This window comes from Nocardia rhizosphaerae, assembly GCF_042650365.1.
Lineage (GTDB): Bacteria > Actinomycetota > Actinomycetes > Mycobacteriales > Mycobacteriaceae > Nocardia > Nocardia rhizosphaerae.
In genome coordinates this window covers 67,126-89,648 of sequence record NZ_JBHSBA010000015.1, presented here as the reverse complement: position 1 = coordinate 89,648, position 22,523 = coordinate 67,126, and the positions used below count along the sequence as shown (strand labels likewise).

20 protein-coding genes are annotated in these 22,523 nt (G+C 71.2%); 10 read left to right on the top strand and 10 right to left on the bottom strand.

Annotated elements, in window-relative coordinates:
• Positions 1-1,089, bottom strand: a complete 1,089-nt coding sequence (locus ACFOW8_RS22555; protein ID WP_378553348.1) for an alpha/beta hydrolase — start codon at positions 1,087-1,089, stop codon at positions 1-3.
• A gap of 336 nt (positions 1,090-1,425) precedes the next feature.
• Between ACFOW8_RS22555 and ACFOW8_RS22550 the strand changes: the two genes are divergently transcribed.
• Complete coding sequence (locus tag ACFOW8_RS22550) at positions 1,426-2,625, top strand: PucR family transcriptional regulator (RefSeq protein ID WP_378553345.1); 1,200 nt, start codon at positions 1,426-1,428, stop codon at positions 2,623-2,625.
• A gap of 27 nt (positions 2,626-2,652) precedes the next feature.
• On the opposite strand, the gene ACFOW8_RS22545 is transcribed toward ACFOW8_RS22550, so the two are convergent.
• The 6 genes from ACFOW8_RS22545 to ACFOW8_RS22520 all read right to left on the bottom strand — a co-directional run bounded on the left by ACFOW8_RS22545 (position 2,653) and on the right by ACFOW8_RS22520 (position 9,506).
• The gene (locus ACFOW8_RS22545) at positions 2,653-4,053 is read right to left on the bottom strand and encodes an ABC1 kinase family protein (protein ID WP_378553343.1); all 1,401 of its coding nucleotides are present in this window, start codon (positions 4,051-4,053) and stop codon (positions 2,653-2,655) included.
• Between the two features lie 97 nt (positions 4,054-4,150).
• A complete protein-coding gene (locus tag ACFOW8_RS22540) occupies positions 4,151-4,840 on the bottom strand; it encodes a TetR/AcrR family transcriptional regulator (RefSeq protein WP_378553342.1) in 690 nt (229 codons plus the stop codon).
• A 161-nt stretch (positions 4,841-5,001) separates the two neighbouring features.
• Entirely contained in the window at positions 5,002-5,568 is a 567-nt protein-coding gene (locus ACFOW8_RS22535; RefSeq protein ID WP_378553340.1) for a TetR/AcrR family transcriptional regulator, read from the bottom strand.
• A gap of 127 nt (positions 5,569-5,695) precedes the next feature.
• A complete protein-coding gene (locus ACFOW8_RS22530) occupies positions 5,696-6,490 on the bottom strand; it encodes an alpha/beta fold hydrolase (protein WP_378553338.1) in 795 nt (264 codons plus the stop codon).
• A 114-nt stretch (positions 6,491-6,604) separates the two neighbouring features.
• Entirely contained in the window at positions 6,605-8,227 is a 1,623-nt protein-coding gene (locus ACFOW8_RS22525; RefSeq protein WP_378553336.1) for an FAD-binding protein, read from the bottom strand.
• Between the two features lie 91 nt (positions 8,228-8,318).
• Positions 8,319-9,506, bottom strand: a complete 1,188-nt coding sequence (locus ACFOW8_RS22520; protein WP_378553335.1) for an aminotransferase class I/II-fold pyridoxal phosphate-dependent enzyme — start codon at positions 9,504-9,506, stop codon at positions 8,319-8,321.
• Positions 9,507-9,651: 145 nt separating this feature from the next.
• Between ACFOW8_RS22520 and ACFOW8_RS22515 the strand changes: the two genes are divergently transcribed.
• Positions 9,652-10,707, top strand: coding sequence for an NAD-dependent epimerase/dehydratase family protein (locus ACFOW8_RS22515; protein WP_378553333.1), 1,056 nt, complete (start codon positions 9,652-9,654; stop codon positions 10,705-10,707).
• On the opposite strand, the gene ACFOW8_RS22510 is transcribed toward ACFOW8_RS22515, so the two are convergent.
• From ACFOW8_RS22510 to ACFOW8_RS22500, 3 genes are read right to left on the bottom strand one after another with little or no spacing between them, the layout of a single operon-like run.
• Positions 10,693-11,724 carry a sensor histidine kinase gene (locus tag ACFOW8_RS22510; RefSeq protein ID WP_378553331.1) on the bottom strand — a complete coding sequence of 344 codons (1,032 nt, stop codon included), beginning with the start codon at positions 11,722-11,724 and terminating at the stop codon, positions 10,693-10,695. The genes ACFOW8_RS22515 and ACFOW8_RS22510 overlap by 15 nt on opposite strands.
• Positions 11,714-12,409: a response regulator transcription factor gene (locus tag ACFOW8_RS22505; protein ID WP_378553329.1), complete on the bottom strand. Its 696-nt coding sequence runs from the start codon at positions 12,407-12,409 to the stop codon at positions 11,714-11,716. Before ACFOW8_RS22505 ends, ACFOW8_RS22510 begins: the two co-directional genes overlap by 11 nt.
• 9 nt (positions 12,410-12,418) lie before the next feature.
• Positions 12,419-13,813, bottom strand: coding sequence for a hypothetical protein (locus tag ACFOW8_RS22500; RefSeq protein WP_378553327.1), 1,395 nt, complete (start codon positions 13,811-13,813; stop codon positions 12,419-12,421).
• Positions 13,814-13,926: 113 nt separating this feature from the next.
• Between ACFOW8_RS22500 and ACFOW8_RS22495 the strand changes: the two genes are divergently transcribed.
• From ACFOW8_RS22495 to pepN, 8 genes are all read left to right on the top strand, one after another.
• Positions 13,927-14,589, top strand: a complete 663-nt coding sequence (locus ACFOW8_RS22495; protein ID WP_378553325.1) for a glycosyltransferase family 2 protein — start codon at positions 13,927-13,929, stop codon at positions 14,587-14,589.
• A complete protein-coding gene (locus tag ACFOW8_RS22490; protein ID WP_378553323.1) occupies positions 14,586-15,272 on the top strand; it encodes a TIGR04282 family arsenosugar biosynthesis glycosyltransferase in 687 nt (228 codons plus the stop codon). Before ACFOW8_RS22495 ends, ACFOW8_RS22490 begins: the two co-directional genes overlap by 4 nt.
• 28 nt (positions 15,273-15,300) lie before the next feature.
• Positions 15,301-16,473 carry a molybdopterin-dependent oxidoreductase gene (locus ACFOW8_RS22485; protein ID WP_378553321.1) on the top strand — a complete coding sequence of 391 codons (1,173 nt, stop codon included), beginning with the start codon at positions 15,301-15,303 and terminating at the stop codon, positions 16,471-16,473.
• A complete protein-coding gene (locus tag ACFOW8_RS22480; RefSeq protein ID WP_378553318.1) occupies positions 16,470-16,883 on the top strand; it encodes a hypothetical protein in 414 nt (137 codons plus the stop codon). Before ACFOW8_RS22485 ends, ACFOW8_RS22480 begins: the two co-directional genes overlap by 4 nt.
• Before the next feature lie 10 nt (positions 16,884-16,893).
• Positions 16,894-17,613 carry an RNA polymerase sigma factor gene (locus ACFOW8_RS22475; RefSeq protein WP_378553316.1) on the top strand — a complete coding sequence of 240 codons (720 nt, stop codon included), beginning with the start codon at positions 16,894-16,896 and terminating at the stop codon, positions 17,611-17,613.
• Positions 17,614-17,763: 150 nt separating this feature from the next.
• Positions 17,764-19,347, top strand: a complete 1,584-nt coding sequence (locus tag ACFOW8_RS22470) for an acyl-CoA carboxylase subunit beta (RefSeq protein WP_378553314.1) — start codon at positions 17,764-17,766, stop codon at positions 19,345-19,347.
• Between the two features lie 126 nt (positions 19,348-19,473).
• On the top strand, positions 19,474-19,758 hold the full coding sequence (locus ACFOW8_RS22465; protein WP_378553312.1) for a GlsB/YeaQ/YmgE family stress response membrane protein: 285 nt from the start codon (positions 19,474-19,476) through the stop codon (positions 19,756-19,758).
• Positions 19,759-19,840: 82 nt separating this feature from the next.
• Positions 19,841-22,312 carry an aminopeptidase N gene (gene pepN, locus ACFOW8_RS22460; RefSeq protein ID WP_378553309.1) on the top strand — a complete coding sequence of 824 codons (2,472 nt, stop codon included), beginning with the start codon at positions 19,841-19,843 and terminating at the stop codon, positions 22,310-22,312.
• Positions 22,313-22,523: the final 211 nt, after the last annotated feature.

Here is a 22,523-nt window from a genome sequence, read left to right as displayed (position 1 = left end):
TCACCGGGTGAGCGCGGCTTCGAGCAGCGGCCACGACCGGTGCAGATCCCGCTCCCAGTAGCCCCAGGAGTGGGTACCGCTCGGCCGCAGGTCGAAGGTGGCCGGAATGCCGAGTTCGGCCAACCGGTCCCGCAGCTGGCGGGTGCACAGGTTGGCCACCGCGTCCAGCACACCGCCGATCAGCAGTTGATCGGCCAGCTTCACCGGATTGTGCCCGATGCCCGGTCCGGCGAGCGTGTCCAGCGAGCCGGGCCAGCCGTTGCCGGTGGCCACATAGACCGCGGTGCCGCGGAGTTCGGCCGCGCGCAGATACGGATCGTTGGCCGCCCAGCGCGGATCGGTCGGCGGACCCCACATATTGAGCGGATTGCCCTGGCGCCCGATCACCACCGCGTCGACCAGCGCCTGCCCCGCCGGATCGCTGGTGCGCACACACCCGCTGTAGGCGGCGACCGCGCGGAACTTGCCCGGCGCCTCGATGGCCAGCTGGAACACGGCGGCACTGGCCATGGACAGGCCGGCTACCGCGTTGGCGCCGGTGCCGTGGAACGCCGAATCGATCACCGGCGGCAGCTCTTCGGTGAGGAAGGTGGTCCAGCGGTGGCGGCCGAGCCGCGGGTCGTCGGCCAGCCAGTCGGTGTAGAAGCTCGCGCCACCGCCGACCGGCATCACCAGGGTGACCTGCTTGTCCGCGGTGAACTCTGCGACATCGGTCTTGGTGAGCCAGTTGCTGCCCTCGGCCCAGCGCTCGGTATCGCTGCCGCCGTCGACACCGTTGAGCAGATACAGCACCGGGGCGGGCCGCGTACTGTCGGCGGCGGGCAGCACCTGCACCGGGATCGGTCTGCCCATCGCCTGGGAGTACACCGTGAGCTCGACCTGGCGTCCCGGCCCCTGGTGCGCGGTGGCCAGGTGTGATCCGTTGGCCGCGGGGCGGGCGGAGGCCAAGGCGCGCACCGGAATCGGCGCGTCCGGCGGCGGCGCCGCGGCCGCGTGGCCGCCGCAGACACCGAGCAGCACGGTGACGGCGAGGACGGCGGCCCGCGTCACCGCCGGGGTCCTGGATCGCGCGGCGGGGTCGACTTCCATGGCTCCTCGAATCGCTGGCGGAGTCGGTGGGTGTCGTCAACGTAGGAGTCGGCCGCCGGGATCCGGGTGGGGACCAGGCGGTTCTGCGCAGCTTCCCATGCGCTCGCCACACCCCACTGGGATCGACCACAACTCCGGCCGCCGCCGGGCCGACCGAAGAAATGAGCAGCTGCGACCGGAACTGGCGATCAATCTCCGGCACACCCGGACTCTTGAGATGTATCCCCAGGTAACAGGCACATTTTCCGCCGACTGCCCGGCTGCGAAAGAAGAGTAGAAGGTGAGCAGTCGCTCGATCTACCGTCGTGGCGAACACCGAACGAGAAGGAGTCGACGATGACTGTCCAGCTCGAAAGCCCAGTGCCCACACACCCGTTGCGCGAGATCCACCAGGTCGGCCCGCGGTCCATCGCCCGCCCCACCGACGATGCCGCCCCTGCGGCGACGTCGCCGGGCACGGTGGCCGAGACCGCCACCCGGATCTGCGCCGCCATCGTGCGCGACGCCATCGACGGCGCCGACCCGGGCGACCAGCTGGCCCGGCTCGCGACCCGGGCGGCCTCCTGGGCGCACGACGGTGTTCCGGTCGACACCATCCTGCACGCCGTCCACACGGGAGTTCACCGCGCTCTCGACGCGGCGGGTGCCCGCTCCGACACCCTCCTGCTCGACGGCTTCCGCACCGCCATGGCCACCTCGGATCTGTTGTGCACCACGGTGTCGCGCGCCTACATCGGGGAACATCGTGCCGTGGTGAGCGAACACCACACCTCGGTGGGCTCGCTCGCCTCGGCCCTGCTCGCGGGCACGGCAGGCGCCGATGCCGATTCCGGGATCCCGATCGCCGAGGCGTATTCGGTCCTGGCGCTGTGGATCGGGCAACACCCCGACGAGCACGACAGCGCGATGAACGGCGCGGTCGTCGCCAGGCGCAAGCTGCGCCGGGTGCAGGCCTGCCTCGCCAAGCGCGGCGGCGACCGGATACTGGCGCTGCTCTCGGTCGACGGCGGCACCCTGCTCGTGCCTGCGGAGCTGGGCGCCGACTCCGACCTCGACGGGCTGGTCGAGGCGCTGGCCCGCGCCGCCCGCGCCGACATCACCGCGGCCGTGGTCGGCGCCCGCACCGCCGACATCCCGACGGCCGCCGAGCAGGCACACGAGCTGCTCGACATGGTCGAACGCCTCGGCTCGGCCCCCGGCCTGTACCGCTTCGCCGACCTGGCCCTGGAATACCAGCTCACCCGTCCCGGGCCGGGCCGGGCCGAACTCGGCGCACTGCTGCGTCCCCTCGACGACCACCCCGAACTGTACGACACGCTGCGCGTGCACATCGCCAACAACATGAACCGGCAGCGCACCGCGCATGTGCTGCACATCCACACCAACACCGTCGACTACCGCATCCGCAGGGTCGCCCAGCTCACCGGCCTCGACCCCACCCAGTGCTCGGGGTTGTGGCACCTGCGTTCGGCCATGATCGCCCACAGTTTCGGGCGCAGACCGCAGCGCCGCGCTGCGGGCGTGCGGACGCGCTGACCCGCCACCGGGGCGCAGGGCCGCGCGCTACCGGTCCCGCGCCGCGACAGCGTCGCGGCGTTGCGCCTGCCAGTTCGCGATGCGGCGGCCCAGGTCGGTGGTCGGTGGTTCCTCGTAGAGCCATTCACGGGCCAGCCGGTGCCAGTTGCTCGTCGCCTCGATCTGGCCGAGCGCGGTGAGCGTGAACAGGTCAGCGCGCCGGGAGAACACGTGCTCGGGTGGCAACAGCAGGTGCCGGACGTCTCGGTGTTCGTCCGCGCGCGGATCGGTGGCGAGAACGACGGCGCTGGTGGCGATCTCGGGGGTGATCGTCACCTCCTCGTCGAGCAGATGCCAGCCGGTCACCGACCACACGTATTCCAGGCAGTCCTGGGCGCTCACCCCGCTGCGCGGGTCGACGATGCCGTGCTCGGACCACAGCTGATAGATCTCGTCGGCGTCGAAGTCCGCCGCAGCGCACAGCACCCGGCGTTCGAGTGCGAGGTGGGCGTGACCGATGCTGTTGTAGAGCCCGAAGTCGACGAACGCGACCCGGCCGTCGTCGGCCAGCAGGATATTGCCCGGATGCGGGTCGGCGCAGTACTCGCCGTCGGCGAACATGCCGCTGATGTAGAAGCGGTACACCAGTTCCCCGATCCGGTCCCGGTCGGGCGCGGGCAGCGCGCGGATCGCCTGGAACGACCTGCCTTCGACGAAATCGGTCACCAGCACGTTGTCGGTGCAGAACTCGCCGACACTGTCGGGCACCATGATCAGCGGATGATCGCGGTAGCGGGCGGCGACCCGGTGCTGGGTACGCGCTTCGCGCCGGTAGTCCAGTTCGGCGGTGATGTTGCGGGCGATCTCGTCGAGCACGTCGGTGTCGGCGGCGCTGGGCAGGAACGATTTCCACAGCCCGCTGAAGAACTGCAGATTACGCATGTCGGAGCGCACCGCCCGGTCCACTCCCGGATACTTCACCTTGACCGCGACCAGCCTGCCGTCGTGCAGCCGGGCCCGGTACACCTGCCCGATCGAGGCCGAGGCCACCGGTTCCGGATCGAACTCGGCGAACACCCCGTTCATCCTGCCGAGGTCGGCTTCGATCACCGCCCGCATCTCGGCGAACGGCACTTTCGGTGCGCTGTCGAGCAGTTCGGCCAGTTTGTCGCGGAACATCTCCCGGTAGTCCTCCGGGATCAGGTCCAGATCCAGCACCGACACCATCTGGCCCAGCTTCATCGCCGCGCCCTTCATCCCGCCGAGCACGGTGACGATCTGCTGTGCCGCCCGCAGCGACGACCGCTGGGCCATCACCGACCGCGCCTGCTCGGTGCGCCCGATCATCGCCAGCCGGGTCCCGACCCCACGGGCGGCCTGCCCGGCGGCCAGCCTGCCGAGCCTGGACCCGCGCGAGACCCGGCCCGTCGGTACCCGCCGCTCCGCCATCTGTCCTCCTCCGACTGCTCGGTGGGCCACATTGTGGCCCCTGGCCCGCCGATCCGGGCCGGATCGGCGGACTTCTGTGACCGATCACGACGGCGGCTCAGCGCGGATCGGTCGCTTGCGCGGTGCGGGCCGCGACCTCGGCCGCGAGCCACGTACCCATCATCCGCGCGGTCATCGCGATGGCGTCGACCCGTTCACGCTCGGTCACCGCGTCGGCGGCGGCCCGCACCACCGCGGCGAATCCGGTGTTGATGAACACGAACGCGACCGTGTCGAGATAGCGGTCGTCGGCGGGGCCGAGGCCCTGGATCAGCACCACCTTGACGATCAGCCGCAGCCGCTGTTCGAACTGGGGCAGTCCGGTGCTGTAGAACTGCACGCCCCCGATCAGCGCGCGTACCAGAGCCGCGTTCGCCACCAGGATGTCGGCGAAGATCGCCAGGATCTCGCTGACGATACCCGCGCAGTATTCGACCGTGACCTCGGTACGCGGACCGGCGAACTCGAACGCGCGGGCGGTGAACCCGCGTTCCAGATCGCCGAGCAGCCGGTCGAGCAGTTCGTCGACGATCACCGAACGGTCCGCGAAGTACCGATACAGCGTGCCGATACTGACACCCGCCTCGGCGGCGATGCGATTGGTCGAGGTCTGCTCCACCCCGTGCGCGCCGAACAGCGCCGCGGCGGTGTCGAGAATGTGCTCGCGCGTTTCCCTCGCCCGGTCCTGCGAGGGCTGCCGCCGCGCCTGCGCGGGTTGCTTGCGTCGATTCGTCGTTCGTGCCGGCACCGCAACCTCCAAACCAGCGCCTTGGAGTCAACCGCTCCCCACCCTAGGAGAACGATCCGCGTCGCGGAGCCGGACTCGACCTCCGTCGCCCTGATCACTGTCCCGGGTGACAGAACCACCACCGGGGCGCTGTGAACCCGACCGACAGGCGGTGCGCCGGTTCAGCCGAAGGCGGCGATCAGGCGTTCGGTGCGGGCGGCCATGGTTTCGGCGGAGACCTCGGGGTGTCGTTGCCACCATGCCACCATCGCGCCGACCATGCCCATCCAGACCTCGGCCATGATCGACAGATCGACCGGGTCGGTGACGCCGCGGGCGGTCAGGACGGCGCCGCTGCCGGTGGCCGCCTGTTCGGCGATGCGGCGGCGGGCGGCGCGGGCGGCCTCGGCGGCGGGGCCGTCGACCGGGTGGGTACGGTCGGCCAGCACGTTCCAGTCGTGTGGGCGCCGGGCGAGCACCCCGAAGATCGCGGCCAGGGTGGCCTCGGCCATAGCCAATTCCGGCGGCCCGGCCAGGACCGGCTCGATGGCGTCGGCGATGGTCCGGCCAGCGCGGTGCACGCAGGCCGAATAGAGGCCGTCCTTGGTCCCGAAATACGAGTAGACCAGCGGTTTGGACACCCCGACTCGCTCGGCGACGGTGCCGAGCGACAGGCCCGCGTAGCCGACGTGCGCGATCTGTTCGGCGGCGGCGTCGAGAATCTGTTCCTCCCGCTGCGCTCTCGGCATCCCTTTCGTCCCCACCGTGCGCGGCATGCCGCCCCCCTTGTCACTCGCCGTCGCGGCGGTCCGGGATGCCGCTGCACTGGCGGTAACTTACCAAACACCGCCATTCGTTCAATTCTGATCTGCGGCGCTAGCGGTGGCGGCGCTGCGCTGCCGCGGCGGACAGGATCGGCAGCAACGCCTTCGCGCTCACCAGATGATTCTGGCCTGCCAGCGTCCGGTGGGTGGCGTTCGGAATGGCGTCGGCCAGCTGCCGGGCCACCACCGCCAGGCCGGGTGGGTTCTTCTCCCCGACCACCACGTGCACCGGAACCTCGATCCCGGCGCAGCGCGCCAACGGCGGCAGGTTCTCGGTGAGGGCGATGTCGTAGCGCAGGGTCGGGGCGAGCGCCTTCATCGTGCGCCAGCCGGGAACCAGCGGAAGCAGTCCGACGAAGGCGCGCGGCATGCCGATGCCGCGCAGGAAAGCCTTCAACGCCTTGGCATTCGAGCCCTCGTCCAGCAGCGCATCGACCCGCGCCGCGAGTCGCGCGTACTCGGCTCGCGCGGTCTCGTCCTGCACGTACGGCGCGTCGTAGACGACGACCGCGTCGACCTTGGCAGGCAGTCGAACGGCGGTTTCCAGGGCCAGCGCGGCACCAGAGGAATGCCCGTACAGGATGGCGTGCCCACCCGCGGCGTCGATCATCGCCTCGACATCATCGACCTCGCGCGCCACCGCGTAGGGCGGGGTGTCGCCGCTGTCGCCGCGGCCGCGCCGGTCCCAGTTGTACACGGTGAACGCGGAGGCGAACACCTTCGCGTCGGCCGCGACGGGCCGGAACGTGCGGAAACAGGTGGCGCCGGTGAGGCAGACCAGCGCCGGGCCCGACCCGAGCACGTCATAGGCGAGGGTGGTGCCGTCCTTCGACTGGACGGTCGGCATGAGCGATTCTCCGTTCGCGAGGTGAGCGGTCGACTACTAGGACGACGCGACCGCCCCGAATTCACCGGCCTGGGCCCGACAACGGGACCGGCTCACCATCCCCGCACTGCCGCTTCAGCCCGGCTGAGCGGCGCAGGCGCCCGCGCGCCTGCCGGAGAACACGCAATCGGCGAGGGAGAGCCCGCTGACATAGGAGTTCGAGCAGACGCCGACAGCCGCGCGGCCCGCCGCGAAGAGACCGGGAATCACGCCACCGGACTCGGCACGCACCGCACCGGTCCGCTCGTCGACGAGAAGGCCGCCCAGGGTGAGCATGGGCATCGGGTAGGTCAGCCGGGCGGTGAAGGAGATGTCGAGCAGGGCGACCGGACCCGCGCCGATCGGGCGGCGCAGGTCGTCGGGCTTGCCGAACGGGTCGGGGCGTTGCTCGGCGATGGCCGCGTTGTGCGCGTCGACGGTGGCGCACAGCACGCTCCGGTCGATCCCGGCGCGAGCGGCGACCTCATCGACCGAGGCACCGGCGATGCGCCCGAACCGCAGCAGTCGCTCGGTCTGCATGCGCTGGAACCACACCGATTGCGGGCCGAGCTGCGCGCGGGCCTGCGCCTCCAGTTCGGCGTCGACCAGCAGCCAGGCGCGGTGGCCGGGGCTGGTGGCGATGGCCGCGCCGAGCGCAGCGCCGTACCGGGATTCGTCGATCATGCGCTCGCCGAGGGCATTCACCGCGATCGCACCGAACAGCACCGCGGGTGGCGCGATGAACCGCCAGGTGGACAGCGCGTCCATCTTGCCGGTAGCCGCGCCGATCTCGGTGGCCATGGTGATACCGCTGCCGTCGTCACCGGCGGTGCCGAGCGGCAGGCCCTGCGCCCACGGATAGGTGGGCGCGTGCCTGGCCACCATCGATCCGTTGGCGATGAACCCGCCGGTGGTGAGTACGACACCGGAGGTCGCACGGACGCGCAGCGGTTGGCCGTGTTTGCGTTCGATACCGGTGAGCAGCGCCTCCATCGCGCGGCGCAGACCCTGGTGGTACACACCGGGTTTCGCCGAGATCCCGGCCAGGGCCGCGAACCGGCGGCGCACCGCGGCGGGCGCGCTGTCGAGGGTGATCGCGTCCACCCCGGTCACCCGGCCGTCCTCGACCACCAGATTCGTCACCCTGGTGCCGGTGCGTACGCGGACCCCGTTCCTGGCCGCGGATGCGGCCAGCGGGCCGAACAGCGCCTTGCCGGACACACCGGGACCGTGCGCGCGGTGGCCGCGCTGGCACGGCGTCGCCAGGTCACGGTAGCCACCGGAGTTCTCGCTGCCCGAGTAGTACAGGTAGTAGTCGTCGGTGGGATAGGACGTCTTGTACGGGCACAGCGACGGCTGGAACGGCACACCGTGCCCGGACAGCCAGTCGATCATCGCGGGCGACTGGTCGCAGAACCGGCGCAGCGTCTCCGCGCTCACCGCGTCACCGACCTCGGCGCGCAGATAGGCGAGCATGTTCTCGACATCGTCGTCCACCCCGGCCGCGCGCTGCACCCAGGTGCCGCCGCCCGCGTACACGATCCCACCGGAGAGCGCGGTCGCACCACCACCCAGATACCGGTCGAGCGCGAGCACCTCGGCCCCGCTCTCCCGCGCGGCCAGTGCCGCACTCACTCCGGCACCGCCGTACCCGACGACGACCACTTCGGCTGACAGTTCCCTGGTCCGCACCGACCTCACCTTCCGGGGCGGCCACATCGCACACACCCGAACAGAACTATAACGTGTTCCAGAAATGACGGTATGGACGCGTGCTCGAACCTCGCGGCCGCCGCCGGGCTCGGCGCGCTCATGACGCGGTCGGGTCGGGCGGGGTGGGACCGAAGGTGTCGGCCACGGCGGCGCAGGCGGCCAGCAGGTGTGCCAGCTGATCGCCGGACAATGCCGCGTGCAGGGAGAATCGCAGCAGGGTGCCCTGGCCGGGGACGGCGGGCGGGAAGAACAATGATCCGGTGATGCCACGGTCGGCGAGGTAGTCGCGGACACCGAGCGCACGGCGGCCGGGCCCGGTCGACAGGGAGACGATCTGCCCTGCTGCGCCGCCCAGGTCGAATCCCATGTCGCGCAGCCCCTTTCGCACAACATCACCGGTGTTGCGCAGCCGGTCGCGCCGGGCGCCCGCACCACGGACGAGAGCGAGAGCAGCGCGCAGGGCGGCGGCCTCGTGACCGGGAACAGCCGAGGAGAATACGGCGGGAGCCGACGCCAGCCGGAAGTAGTCCGCGAAGTCAGGGTCACCGGCGGCGATCACCCCGGCCCGGCCCGCGAAGGCCTTCGCCAGGCTCGCGGTGCGGAACGCGACCCGATCGGTCAGGCCGAGGCCGACCACCGCGCCCGCACCGGCCGGTCCGTCGACGCCGAGCGTGTGCGACTCGTCGACCACGAGCAGTCCGCCCGTGCCCTCGGCCACCGCGCAGAGCTGCTCGAGGTCGGCCCGGCCACCCCATGCGCTGTCCATCGCGTCCACGGCGATGATTCCCGGCCCGAACGCCGCGATCCGGGCCCGTAGGGCGGCCAGGTCGTTGTGTGGAAAGAAATGCACCGGCGCACCGGCCGCGCGGGCGCCGTGGGTCAGCGACATATGCGCGCGGCGATCGAGATGGACCGGAATGGTGGGGTCGGCGATCGACTGCATGAGTCCCGTATTGGCGGCCCAGCCGGATTGACACAGCACGGCGGCGGGCGCGCCGAGGTGCGCGGCGAGGCCGGCTTCCAGCGCCGCCGCGGCGCCGGGATCGTCGCCGGTGGTCCGCCGGGCGTCGACGATCCACGGATCGCTCCCGAGCGCGAGATAGTCGTTGCTGGTCAGCGCGATATCGCCGGGCGCGGGGCAGCGGGAGCGCAAGGGATCCGCCCCACCCCAATCCGTCAGCCGGGCGCGGCGGGCCCGCTCGACGCGAGCCCGCACCCGCTCGGCGACCGTCAGTGTGCGACTGATTCCCAGATCTGTTCCGGCCACCCGTTCAGCATTCCGCACCGGGGCACCGGAAATGCCGGGTCAATTCTGACGAAACGCTGACATCCGGCGCGGACGGCGAAGAATATGACGAAACGCTGACCGAATGCGAAAACCGGCCGGAGATGCCGGGAATTCAGGCGGCCGACGGGCAAGAATCGACGGCATGCGCGTATTGCTGACCGGCGCCGCCGGATTCATCGGGTCCCACGTCCGGCAAGCACTGTCCGACGCGGGGCACGAGGTCGTGGCGATCGACCTCATGCTCCCCGCTGCCCATGGGCCGGACGCCGCACCCCCGGACGGAGTCGAACAGGTCGATATCCGTGACGCCGACGCACTCGACGCGTTTCTGCGCGGCATCGATGTGGTCTCGCATCAGGCGGCGGTGGTCGGGGCCGGGGTCAGCGCGCAGGACGCGCCCGCCTACGCCAGTCATAACGACTTCGGCACGGCCATGCTGCTGGCCGCGATGGACCGGGCAGGCTGCCGCACGCTGGTGCTGGCCTCCTCGATGGTGGTGTACGGCGAGGGCCGCTACCGCGCCGCGGACGCCGAAGTCGTCCCGCCGCCGCGCGATCCCGCCGACCTCGCGCGGGGCGAATTCGACCACCTCGACCCGCGATCCGGGGCCAGCCTGGGCTGGCTGCCCGTCGACGAGGACACTCCGCTGCGCCCACGCAGCCTCTACGCGGCCAGCAAGGTCGCCCAGGAGCACTACGCCGCGGCGTGGGCCACCGCGACGGACGCGACGGTCACCGCGCTGCGCTACCACAATGTTTATGGCCCCGAGATGCCAAGGGACACACCTTATTCCGGAGTGGCGGCCATCTTCCGGTCGGCATTGGAAGCGGGCACGGCGCCGCAGGTGTTCGAGGACGGCAGACAGCTGCGTGACTTCGTGCACGTCCACGATGTCGCCGCCGCCAACCTGGCGGCGGTACACGCTCCGCTCGGCGGATTCGTCCCGGTCAATATCGCCTCGGGACATCCGATCACCATCGGCGCGGTCGCCGACGTCCTCGCCGCCGCGCACGACGGCCCGGCGCCGGTGGTCACCGGCCGGTACCGGCCCGGCGATGTCCGCCACATCGTCGCCAGCCCGGACCGGGCCGGGCGGCTGCTCGGGTTCACCGCCGCGATCACCCCGGAACAGGGGCTCGCGGCCTTCGCGGCGGCGCCGCTGCGGGCGGTGGCCAGTGCCGGATCACCGACCTGGTGACGCCACGGCCAGCAGCGGTAGCCGGATCTCGAAACGGGTGCCGCGCTCGAGGTTCCGCGCGGTGATGGTGCCGTGGTGCATCGCCATCAGCCCGGCGGCGATGGCCAGACCCATGCCGCTGCCGCCGGTGTCGTCCGGCGAGCGGGCCGCCTTGCCGCGGTACCCGGCCTCGAAGATGCGGGGCAGATCGGCCTCGGCGATGCCGGGACCGGTGTCGGCCACCCGCACCCAGGCCTGCCCGGCGCCGGTGCCCGCGGTGATCTCGATCCGCCCGCCGGGCGGGGTGTGCGCGATGGCGTTGGCGAGCAGATTGGTGAGCACCCTGGTCAGCGCCTGATCGCTGCCGCTGACCTGGATCCGGTCCGGTGGCTGCCGCGCGGTGACGGTGAGCGCGCCGCGCCGCGCGGCGGGTTCGCTCGCCGCGTACACCTCGTCGACGAGTTCGCGCAGGTCGAGTGGTTCCATGGTGAGGCGAAGCGCGCCCGCACTGATCTTCGACATCTCGAACAGATCGTCGACCATGCCGGACAGCCGGGTGGTGTCGCGCACGACCTGGTTGCCGTAGCGGCGCACATCGTCCTCGCCTGCCACCACGCCGTCGGCCAGTGCCTCGCCCATCGCGCGGATACCGGCCAGCGGGGTGCGCAGGTCGTGGCTCACCCAGGCGACCAGTTCCCGGCGGGAACGTTCGGCGGCCCGTTCCTGCTCCAGCATCTGTTTCTCCCACACCAACTGCCTGGCCTGGACCCGGCCCAGCAGCACCGCGGCGGGCACGGTCACCGCGGTGACCACGCCGAGTACCACGGCGACACGGCTCAGTTCATCGGTGAACATCAGTCTGCTCACCGCGACGAACCCGGTGAGGGTCGCGACGGTGGGGATGAGAACCAGGATCACCATGCTGGCGCCGAGCAGCCGGTTGCGGACCAGTCGCAGTGCCAGCGCGCCGAGGAGCACCACCGGGACGGTCCCGAGCAGGGCGAGACCGATGAGCCCGGCGATATCGTCAGCGGGCATCGTCGTCCCCGTTCCCGGCCCTGCCCCACGCGTAGCCGCGGCCCCACACGGTGTCGATGCGGTGGGCGGCACCGAGTTTGGCGCGCAGGCGTTTGATGTGCACGGTGACCGTCGACTGGTCGCCGAAGGTCCAGCCCCACACCTGTTCGAGCAACTCGGTGCGGCTGAACACGCGTTGCTGATTGGCCAGCAGGAAGGCGAGCAGGTCGAACTCGCGGGCGGTGAGGTCGATCGGGGTCCCGTCGACGGTGACGGTGCGGGCCGCGCGCCGCAGTTCCACCCGGCCGCTGCGCAGGGCCGGGTCACCGACGGTGTCGGCGGGGCGGCTGCGGCGCAGCACCGAGGCCACCCGCAGGGCGAGCTCGCGCGGGCTGAACGGTTTGGTCAGGTAGTCGTCGGCGCCCGCGCTCAGCCCGACCACCCGGTCGTCGGTTTCGCCGAGCGCGGTGAGCATGATGATCGGCAGGTCGGGCCGCGGGCCCGCGCGGACCCGCAGGCACAGCGTGATGCCGTCGGGCGCGGGCATCATCACATCCAGGATCGCCAGGTCGACGGTCTCGTCGGCGAGCACTGTCGTCGCGGACACCCCGTCGGCGGCCTCGACGACGTCGAAACCGTCGCGTTCGAGATAGCGGCGGACGACCTCACGGACCACGGGGTCGTCGTCGGCGATCAGGATGCGCATGGTCTCGGTTCACCACCCGGTCAGCACGATATGGACGACGAGCAGTGTGCCGACCGCCTGCACCGTCAGCCACCTGCGCGCCGTCTCGGCCGGCAGCAGGGCGGTGCCCGCGAGCACCCAGATCTCGAACGGCAACCATATCCGTTCGGTCTCGGCCTTGCTCAGCAGGCTCAGATCGGCCAGCAGCAGGGCGGCCAGACCCGCGGTGGCCAGCAGCGCGGCGGGATCGACGCTGTCACGCCACGCCCGCAGTGCCGCACCGGGACTCGCGCGCACCGCGCGTGGTGACGGCACCGCGAGAGCGCCGGGCAGCCGGTGCAGCGCAGCGGCGCCCGCGAGCCCGATCGCGCAGACGGTGGCCGCCAGATTCGCCCAGACCCAGTACGCGGCAGGCCGCTCGGCGGCGATGCCCTGGTAGTACCGCTGGACCACCAGCTGATAGCCGTCGTACCACCAGAATCCGGCCGCGGCGAACGCACCGACCACCAGCGCGACGCCGACGACCGTCGGCCACACACCCCGCCACCCCCGCAGCGCGAGGACGGCGAGCGCCGGGACGGCCATGAGGACCAGGCCGTAACTCAGGAACAGCCCGAAGCCGAAGAGCAGGCCGGACGCGACGCCGAGCAGCGGACGTCCGCCGGGTGCCAGCGCGAGCGCCAACAGAGCCACCGCCCACGCGGTGACACCGGCGAACAGGGCGTCGGCCGAGACCGCCAGCCAGATCGCGGCGGGCGCGAGCGCCAGGAACGGGGCGGCCGACCTGGCCCGGTCCGGCGCGCCGAGTGCCCGCACCGTCACCAGCACCGCGACCGCGGCACTCCCGCCGACCAGCACACAGAGCAGACTCGCCAAGGCGCCACCGCCGAGGCCGATCCGGTCGAGCAGCACGAAGGTGAGCAGCGCGCCCGGCGGATGCCCGGACACGTGGGTGGTCCAGGAGTCGGGCTGGAAATCGAGGATCCGGTCGGCGAAGCCACGCACCATCGCCCCGATATCGGTGACGCCGTCCACCTCGTGCAGGTATTCGTGCTCGGAGGTGAGGCGACCCGCGAAGCCGCGCTCCCAGCCGTCGACCATGGCCAGCAGGAATGCCCAGGCCACCGCGGTCACCCAGGTGACGAGCAGCAGGCGCCGCCACGGCAGCCGCGCGGCCAGTCCGGGCCCGTACCGCACGACGGCCGCCGCGAGCACGACGGCGGGCACCGTCCCCGTGCCGACGTGCGGCAGCCAGGTGCCGAACAGTGGAGCGGCCCCGGCGTAGAGCCGGTCGCGCCAGCCGCCACCGATCAGCACCGGCACCGCGACGGCGACGGCCACGAGCAGTGCGGCACCGGCCGCCCACGCCAGATCGGCCCGATCGGCACGCACCCGGCGCGCGCCGGAGACAGAGGTATTCCGCACGCCCCCACCGTAGGAGTCCGCCGACCGGGTGCGCACCCCCGCCGCCGCGCCGTCACACTTTTGTCACCGTCTCGATCAGGCCTTTTCCGGCTCGACGGCTCTACGGTCGACATGTGACCGTAGACGACGACATCCCACGGGTGACCGTGGTGATCCCCTGCCGGAACGAAGCGGGCGCCCTGCCCGGCGTCCTCGCCGCCGTCCCCGCCGGTTATCTGGCGCTGGTGGTGGACAACGGTTCCACCGACGGCACCGCGACCGTCGCCGCCGAGTACGGCGCCACCGTGCTCACCGAGGAACGGCCTGGCTACGGCGCCGCGGTGCAGGCAGGCGTCGAGGCCGCGAAGACCGAACTGGTCGCGGTGCTCGACGGGGACGGCTCGATGGACCCGGCCGAACTGCCCGCTCTGGTCGACACGCTGGCCGACGGGGTGACCATGGTCGCGGGCCGGCGCAGGCCGGTGCCCGGCGCCTGGCCGTGGCACGCGCGGGCGGGCAACTGGCTGCTGGCGACCTGGCTGCGCCGCCGCTATCGCCTCGAGGTCCACGATCTGGCCGCCATGCGGGTGATCCGGCGGGCCGACCTCGTCGCGCTCGGCCCGCTGCACCCACGTTCCGGGTATCCGCTCGAGCTACTGGCCAGAGCCGCGGGCGCGGGCTGGCAGGTACGCGAACACGATGTCACGTATCGGCCGAGAAGCCATGGGGTGTCGAAGGTGTCGGGATCGGTGCGGGGCACGCTGCGCGCGGCGCGGGACTTCTGGAGTGTGCGATGAGCGAACCTGTCGACGCCACCCTGCTCGTGGTCGCCAAGGCTCCCGTCGCCGGGTTCGCCAAGACCCGGCTCACCCCGCCGCTGCGCCCGGCCGCCGCGGCCGAACTCGCCGCCGCCGCCCTGCTCGACACCCTCGCCGCGGTGCGCGACAGCGGCGCGCGCCACGGCGTGGTCGCCTGGACCGGCGAGCTCGCACGGGCCGAGTACGCGACCGAGATCGCCGCCGCGCTGGCCGATTTCGAGGTGGTGCCGCAGCGCGGGCACGGTTTCGGCGAGCGACTCGCCTGCGCGCACGCCGACGCCGCGCGGACCGGGCTTCCGGTACTCCAGATCGGCATGGACACGCCCCAGGCCGGTCCAGCCCTGCTCGCGTCCTCGGCAAGAACGCTCATCGCCCGTGGCGGCGCGGTGCTCGGGCCCGCCACCGACGGTGGCTGGTGGGCACTGGGTTTGACCGATCCGCGGCCCGCCCGGCTGCTCGCCGAGGTGCCGATGTCGACCGACCGTACCGGCGAGCTGACCCGTAACGCCCTGCACCGCTGCGGTCTTCGGGTCCGATCGCTACCGGTGCTGACCGATGTCGACCACGTCGCCGATATCGCCCCCGTCGCCGCCGCGTCCACCGGACGGTTCGCCGCCGTCGCCGCCCGCCTCGCGCCGCTGGTCGCCGCGGGCCGCTTCTGACCAGTACGACGACCGGAGCGAATCGGCAATGAACGACAAGCACTCGCAACCCGATCCGGAGCTCGCGCTCCCCGCGGCCGTGCGCACCCGGATCTCGCCCGCCCGATCGGCCGCGGTCGCGGCCAGGGTCGGCATCATGCTCGGCGTCGCCGTCACGATCTGTTTCCTCACCGGCCTGATCAGCCACTGGATCCAGCATCCACCCGGCTGGTTCTGGTGGCCTGCGCACCCGGTGTGGCTGTATCGCGTCACCCAGGGCGCGCATGTGATCTCCGGCGTTGTCGCGATCCCGCTGCTGATGGTGAAGCTGTGGTCGGTGTTCCCCCGGCTGTTCGCCCGCCCGCTGCTGGGCAACCCGCTGCGCGCGGTCGAGCGCGGATCGATCGCGGTGCTGGTGGGAGCGATGCTCTTCCAGCTGGTGACCGGGCTGTTCAACACCGCGCAGTACTACCCGTGGCGGTTCTTCTTCACCACCACCCACTACGCGATGGCCTTCGTCGCGATCGGGGCGCTGGCGGTGCATCTGGCGGTCAAACTGCCGGTCGTGCGGGCCGCGCTGGCCCGTCCCGACGCCGCCGCGGCGACACCGGCCGAGCGGGAGCGCGCGGTCGTGTCCCGCCGCGTCGTGCTCGGCTCGGCGATCGCGGCGGCCGCGGTCGCCGGACTCGCGGTCGCGGGCCAGACCGTCACCCCGCTGCGCAGGCTCGCCGTGCTCGCGCCGCGCAGTGGGCAAGGGCCGCAGGGACTTCCGGTCAACCGGACCGCCGGTGAAGCGGGCGTCACCGAATCGGCCCGTGACAACGCCTACCGGCTCACGGTGACCGTCGGCGAGCGCACCCGCGCCTTCTCCCTCGCCGAGCTGGCCGCGCTACCGCAAACCACCGCCACCCTGCCGATCACCTGTGTGGAGGGCTGGAGCGCCGCCGCCGACTGGTCCGGGGTGGCGGTGCGCGACCTGCTGGCCGCGGTCGGCGACTACGGCGGCGGCGATGTGGAGTTCCGTTCACTCGAGCGGGGCGGGTTGTTCAACCGGTCGGTGCTGCCGGAAACCCATGTGCGGGCGGCTGATTCGCTGGTCGCGCTGCGCATCGGCGGCGCCGAACTCGATCTCGACCACGGGTTCCCGTGCCGGTTGATCACCCCGAACCGGCCTGGTGTCCTGCAGACCAAATGGCTGTCGGCGATCGAGGTGCGACGATGACGGCGGTGCGGATCGTGCTCGGGCTGGCCGGGCTGTGGCTGGCCTGGATCGGTATCGACCTGCTGCTCGGGCAGAGCCGGATCGACCTGATCTCGGCCGGACTGTGGTTCGTCGGCGCGATCGTGTTGCACGACGGCGTGTTCGCCCCGCTCTGCGCGGCGCTCGGTGTCGGCGGGAAGCGCCTGCTGCCACCGACATCGGCGGCGCCCGTCGCCGTCGGCACCGTCTGTACGGTCACCCTGGTGCTGATCTCGGTTCCGGTGCTCGGCCGGGAACTCGCGGTCGCGGCCAATCCGACCGTGCTCGACCGCGACTACCCGGCCGGGCTGCTCGCGGCCGTCGTCGTGGTGTGGGTGCTCGTCGGTATCGGCACGGTCGGGTGGCGTGCGGCGACCCGGCGCCGGGGCTGAAGGAGATGCCGTGCCGACGTTAGAGTGGGCCGTCGACACCGTGCCGGCACGAGAGCGAGGACAGCACGTGGGCAGCAGCCGCTACCCCCTGCCCACCGACGCCGAGCTCGTCCGGAGGTTGCGCGCCGGTGACGATTCCGCGTTCGCCGCGGTGCTCACCGCCTGGTCCGGCTCGATGCTGCGACTGGCCAGGTCGTTCGTCACCACTGCGGCCTCGGCCGAGGAGGTGGTGCAGGACACCTGGATCGCGGTGATCCGCGGGCTGGACCGCTTCGAAGGCCGGTCCTCGCTCAAGACCTGGGTGTTCCGCATCCTCGTCAACACCGCGAAGAAGCGCGGTATCAAAGAGCACCGGATCGTGCTCTTCGGCAGTCTGCCCGAGGACGGCGAACCGGCCGTCGACCCCGACCTGTTCCGGCCCGCCGACGATCCCTATCCGGGGCACTGGCGCCACGACGCGAAGCCTCAGCGCTGGTCCGAACCGGAGGACTCCGCCGAACGCGGCGAGATCGGCGCGGTACTCGCGCAGGCGCTGGCCGCGCTTCCCGACCGCGGCCGGATCGTGCTCACCCTGCGCGACGCCGAAGGCTATACCGCCGAGGAGGTCTGCGATCTGCTCGGTATCTCGGCGGGCAATCAGCGGGTGATCCTGCACCGGGCTCGCGCCGCCGTGCGCGCCCGGCTCGAGGAGTACTACCGCAGCGCGGGCGAGATTCGTTCCGCTCGCTGACTCACTGATCCGCACGCGGTCGGTGGCGGCGGGTTCGGCCCGAGTGTCGATCTTGTTCCACATCGGAGCGCCGGACGGCCGAAGACTGTGACCTGTCCCTGGGCCCGCCGCATCAGGCTGCCCGCGCGGCGATCCCGCTTACCGTCACCTATGAGGGACAGCAGGAAGGTGGCAGTGGGCGTGGTCGGAACCGAGGCGAAACTGGCGCGGCTGGTCGATATTCTCGCGGTCGCGGCCGAACCCGCGGGGGCGGAGGGAATCGCCAAGCGGGAGCGCAAGGGCGTGCCGAGCGTGCGCGAGCGGCTGACCATGCTGCTCGACGCCGGCACCTTCGTCGAGACGGGGGCGCTGGCCCGCCAGCCCGATCGGCCCGACGCGCTCTACGGCGACGGCCTGGTGACCGGACGCGGGCTCATCGACGGCAGGCCGGTGGTGGTGATCGCGCACGACCAGACCGTGTACGGCGGCTCGGTCGGGGTCACCTCGGCGCGCAAGTTCATGCGCGCGTTGAAACTCGCCTTCGACACCGGCTGCCCGGTGGTGACGATCAACGATTCCGGTGGGGCCCGCATCCAGGACGCGGTCGGCTCGATCGCCTCGTTCGGCGATATCTCCCGGGTGCTGGAGAAGCTGTCGGGCTATGTGCCGCAGGTGTCGATCATTCTCGGCAAGTGCGCGGCCGGGTCGGTGTACGGACCGATCAACACCGATGTGCTCATCGGCACCACCGATTCGTACATGTTCGTCACCGGTCCCGAGGTGATCAAGGCGGTCAACGGTGAGGACATCACCGCCGAGCAACTCGGCGGCGCGGCCGTGCAGGCCGAACGCGGCACCCTGCACCATGTGGCCGAGACCGAACGCGACGCCTACGCCTGGGCCCGCGCCTATCTGAGCTACCTGCCGACCAGCTGCCTGGAACCGCCACCGATCGTCAATCCGGGCCTGGAGCCGGAGATCACCGCCACCGATCGCGAACTCGACGCGATCATCCCCGATTCCGACCGCGCGGGCTACGACATGCACGAGATCCTGCTGCGGATCTTCGACGACGGCGAATTCCACGAGATCCGGGCGGCGTTCGCGCCCAACCTGATCACCGGCTTCGCCAGGGTCGACGGCCATCCGGTCGGGGTGATCGCCAATCAGCCACTGGTACTCGGCGGTTCGATCGACGCGGCCTGTTCGGACAAGTCCACCTATTTCATCCGGCTCTGCGACGCGTTCAACATCCCGTTGGTGTTCGTCGTCGACACCCCCGGCGTGCTGCCCGGTCTGGACCAGGAGGCCGCCGGGGTGATCATCCGCGGTGGGCGGGTGCCACGGGCGATCATCGAGGCGACCGTGCCGATCGTCAATCTGGTGGTGCGCAAGTCCTACGGCGGCGCCTACGGCATGATGGCGGCCCGGCAGGTGGGTGCCGACATCAGCTTCGCCTGGCCCACCGCCAGGATCGCGGTGATCGGCGCCGAGAGCGCCGTCGACCTCATCGGCAAGCGGCAGCTGGCCGCGGTGCCCGCCGACCAGCGCGCCGCCGCCCGCGAATTCCTGATCAACCAGTACAACGAGACCGTCGCCACCCCGTGGGTCGCCGCCGAACGTGGCTATATCGACGCCGTCATCGAACCTGCCACCACCAGGCTCGAGATCCGGCACGCGCTGCGCCTGCTGCGCGACAAACACCCGACCAAGCCCGAGTTCAACCCGCGCAAACACCCGGTGTACCCGATGTGATCCGGCGTCGGGTCGACAACGGTTGGGCAACGCCGGGGACACGATGCTGGCTCAACCGCCAGTCGGGAGAAATGATCGAAGGTGACCGGCACTTCCCGGCACCGGCACAACGTGGAGGTTCGAGCGATGTTCAACGCGATTGTTCAGATTTGTGGGTTCCTGATCATCGGGGCGGTGATCGGCGTGCTCGCCCGCATGCTCAAGCCGGGCAAGGAGAACATGAGCATGGGGATGACCCTGGTGCTCGGCATGGTGGCCGCGCTCATCGCGGGCGTGATCGCCAGCCTGATCGGCGTTGGGTCCATCACCGAACTCAATTTCTGGGGCTTCGTCATCGCGGTGATCGCCGCGGTGGTGCTGCTGTTCGCGGCCGAGGCGGTCGGCGCCCGCAAGCATCCGCCCGCCGCCTGATATCCCCCCACCGGAACCCCTTCGGCGCCCGCCGGAGGGGTTCTGCTTCGCTCGCCCACCGCCGGACTGGCAGGATCGCATGGTGCGCACCGCCAATCTCACCCGTGCCGAGACCGCAGCGCGATCGGCCGCGGTCACCGTCCGCGAGTACCGCGTCGAGCTCGATCTCTCCTCGGCGGGGGACCACGACCTGCCCGGATTCCCCACCACGACCACCGTGGTGTTCGACGCCACCGAGGAACTGACCTGGCTCGATTTCCTCGGTGGCGAGGTCGAATCGGTGACGGTGAACGGGCGGGCGGCAGCGGTCGAATACGACGGCTCGCGGATCATCCTGCGCGGTCTGGCGGCGACCAATGTGGTCGTCGTGCGCGCGACGGGCGCCTACAGCCGCTCCGGCGAGGGCCTGCACCGGTTCCGCGATCCCGTCGACGACGCCACCTACCTCTACACCCAGTACGAACCCGCCGACGCCCGGCGGGTCTTCGCCTGCTTCGAGCAGCCGGACATGAAGGCGCCGTTCACGTTCCGGGTGACCGCGCCCGAGGGCTGGGAAGTGCTGTCGAACCGGCCCGCCGACCGGATCACCGGTGACGGGCGGAGCCGGACCGTCGAGTTCTCCCCCACCCTGCCGATCTCCACCTATCTCACCGCGATCGCCGCGGGACCGTATCACCGGGTCGAGTCCGTCTGGACCCGCGGCGAACTCACCGTCGAACTGGGTGTGCTCTGCCGCGCGTCGCTGGCAGGCCACCTCGACGCCGACACCGTGCTCACCGTGACGAAGCAGGGCCTCGACTTCTTCGCCGAGCAGTTCGGCTACCCGTATCCGTGGGGCAAGTACGACCAGATCTTCGTGCCCGAATACAACCTGGGCGCGATGGAGAATCCGGGGCTGGTCACCTTCACCGAGGCCTACGTGTTCCGCGGCGCCGCCACCGCCGCCCAGTACGAGGGCAGGGCGAACACGATCCTGCACGAGATGGCGCACATGTGGTTCGGCGATCTGGTGACCATGGTGTGGTGGGACGATCTGTGGCTCAAGGAGTCCTTCGCCGACTTCATGGGGGCGCTGGCCAGTGCCGAGGCCACCGAGTGGACCGATGCCTGGGTAGCGTTCGCCAATCGCCGCAAAACGTGGGCCTACCTGCAGGATCAGCTGCCGACGACCCACCCGGTGGTCGCCGACATCACCGATCTGGAAGCGGCCAAGCTCAACTTCGACGGCATCACCTACGCCAAGGGCGCCAGTGTGCTCAAGCAGCTGGTGGCCTATGTCGGCCGAGAACAGTTCTTCGCGGGGGTGCGGCGGTACTTCCGGACACACGCGTTCGGCAACACCACCCTCGCCGACCTCCTCGCCGAGCTCTCGGCGGCTTCGGGCCGCGACCTGACCGGCTGGGCGAAGGCCTGGTTGCAGACCTCCGGGGTGTCGACGGTGTTCTTCGACGGGGACACCGTGGTGCAGACCGACCCGCGACCGCACCGGCTCGATGTCGGACTCTACGACTTCACGGCCGACGGCGAGCTGGTGCGCCGCGAGCGGATCGAGCTGGAGCTCTCCGCCGAACGCACCGCGGTGGTCCTGCCCGCCGCTCCCCTGCGGCTGCTCAACGACGGTGACCTGACCTACGCCAAGGTCCGCCTCGATACCGGCTCCCTCGATACCGTGGAGCGGGCGCTGGACCGGGTGACCGATCCGCTCGCCCGTGGCCTGATCTGGTCGGCCCTGTGGAACGCAACGCGCGACGGGGAACTCGCCGTCGACCGCTATCTCGGCATGGCAGGCGCCTTCGCCGCGGCCGAACCGAATACCGCGCTGCAGGGCGCGGTCCTGGCCAACGCGGCGTTCGCCATCACCCACTACCTGCCCGCGCCCGCCCGCGCCCGCTGGCAGCGTGACTGGCTCGAATCGTGCTGGTCCGGTATGTGTTCGGCCGAGCCGGGGTCCGGCGCGCAACTCGCGCTTGCCCGGGCCGCCGCACAGGCCGCGGCCTTGGACGACGGGCGCGCCGCCGACATCATCGCGCTCCTACGCGGCGAATCGGCGGGGCCGGCGGGACTTCCGCTCGACCCCGATCTGCGCTGGCTGTTCTGGACGGCCCTGGCGGCCACCGGCACGGCCACCGGCGCCGACCTCGACGCGGAACTCGGCAACGACGACACCGCCTCCGGCCGGACCGCGCTGCGCCGGGCGCTCGCCGCGCGACCCGATTCGCGGGTCAAAGCCGACGCGTGGGCCGCGATCCTCGACGACACCGCCCTGAGCAACGATCAGCTCGACGCCACCATCGCGGGTTTCCGCGCCGGCGCGCGCCGTGACCTCATCGCCGGCTACGACGCGCGGTACTTCGCCGCGCTGCGCACGGTGTGGGATCGGCGCAGCATCGAGATCGCGCGCCGGATCGTGCTCGGCCTGTTCCCCGCCACCGAGTCGCTCGACCTCGTCGACGCCTGGCTCGCCGACAACACCGACGCGCCGGGCGCGCTGCGCCGCCTCGTCCTCGAACAACGCGACCACCTCGCCCGCGACCTGCGGATACGCGGCGGCTAGACCCGACGTCGCCAGGCGGCCGTCACCGACGACGCCGCCCGTCCCCGGCGCCGCCCGTCCCCAGCTCGCCGGTTTCCGCATCGCCCGGCACGGTCAGCAGCTGTCCGACGTTCGGGGTGCGATACCCCGTGGGCGACCCGTCGGCAATCGGCAGCGGACACGGGCGCGCACATGTGCGATCGCCGAGCAGGCGGGGTTACTCTCGGTAGAG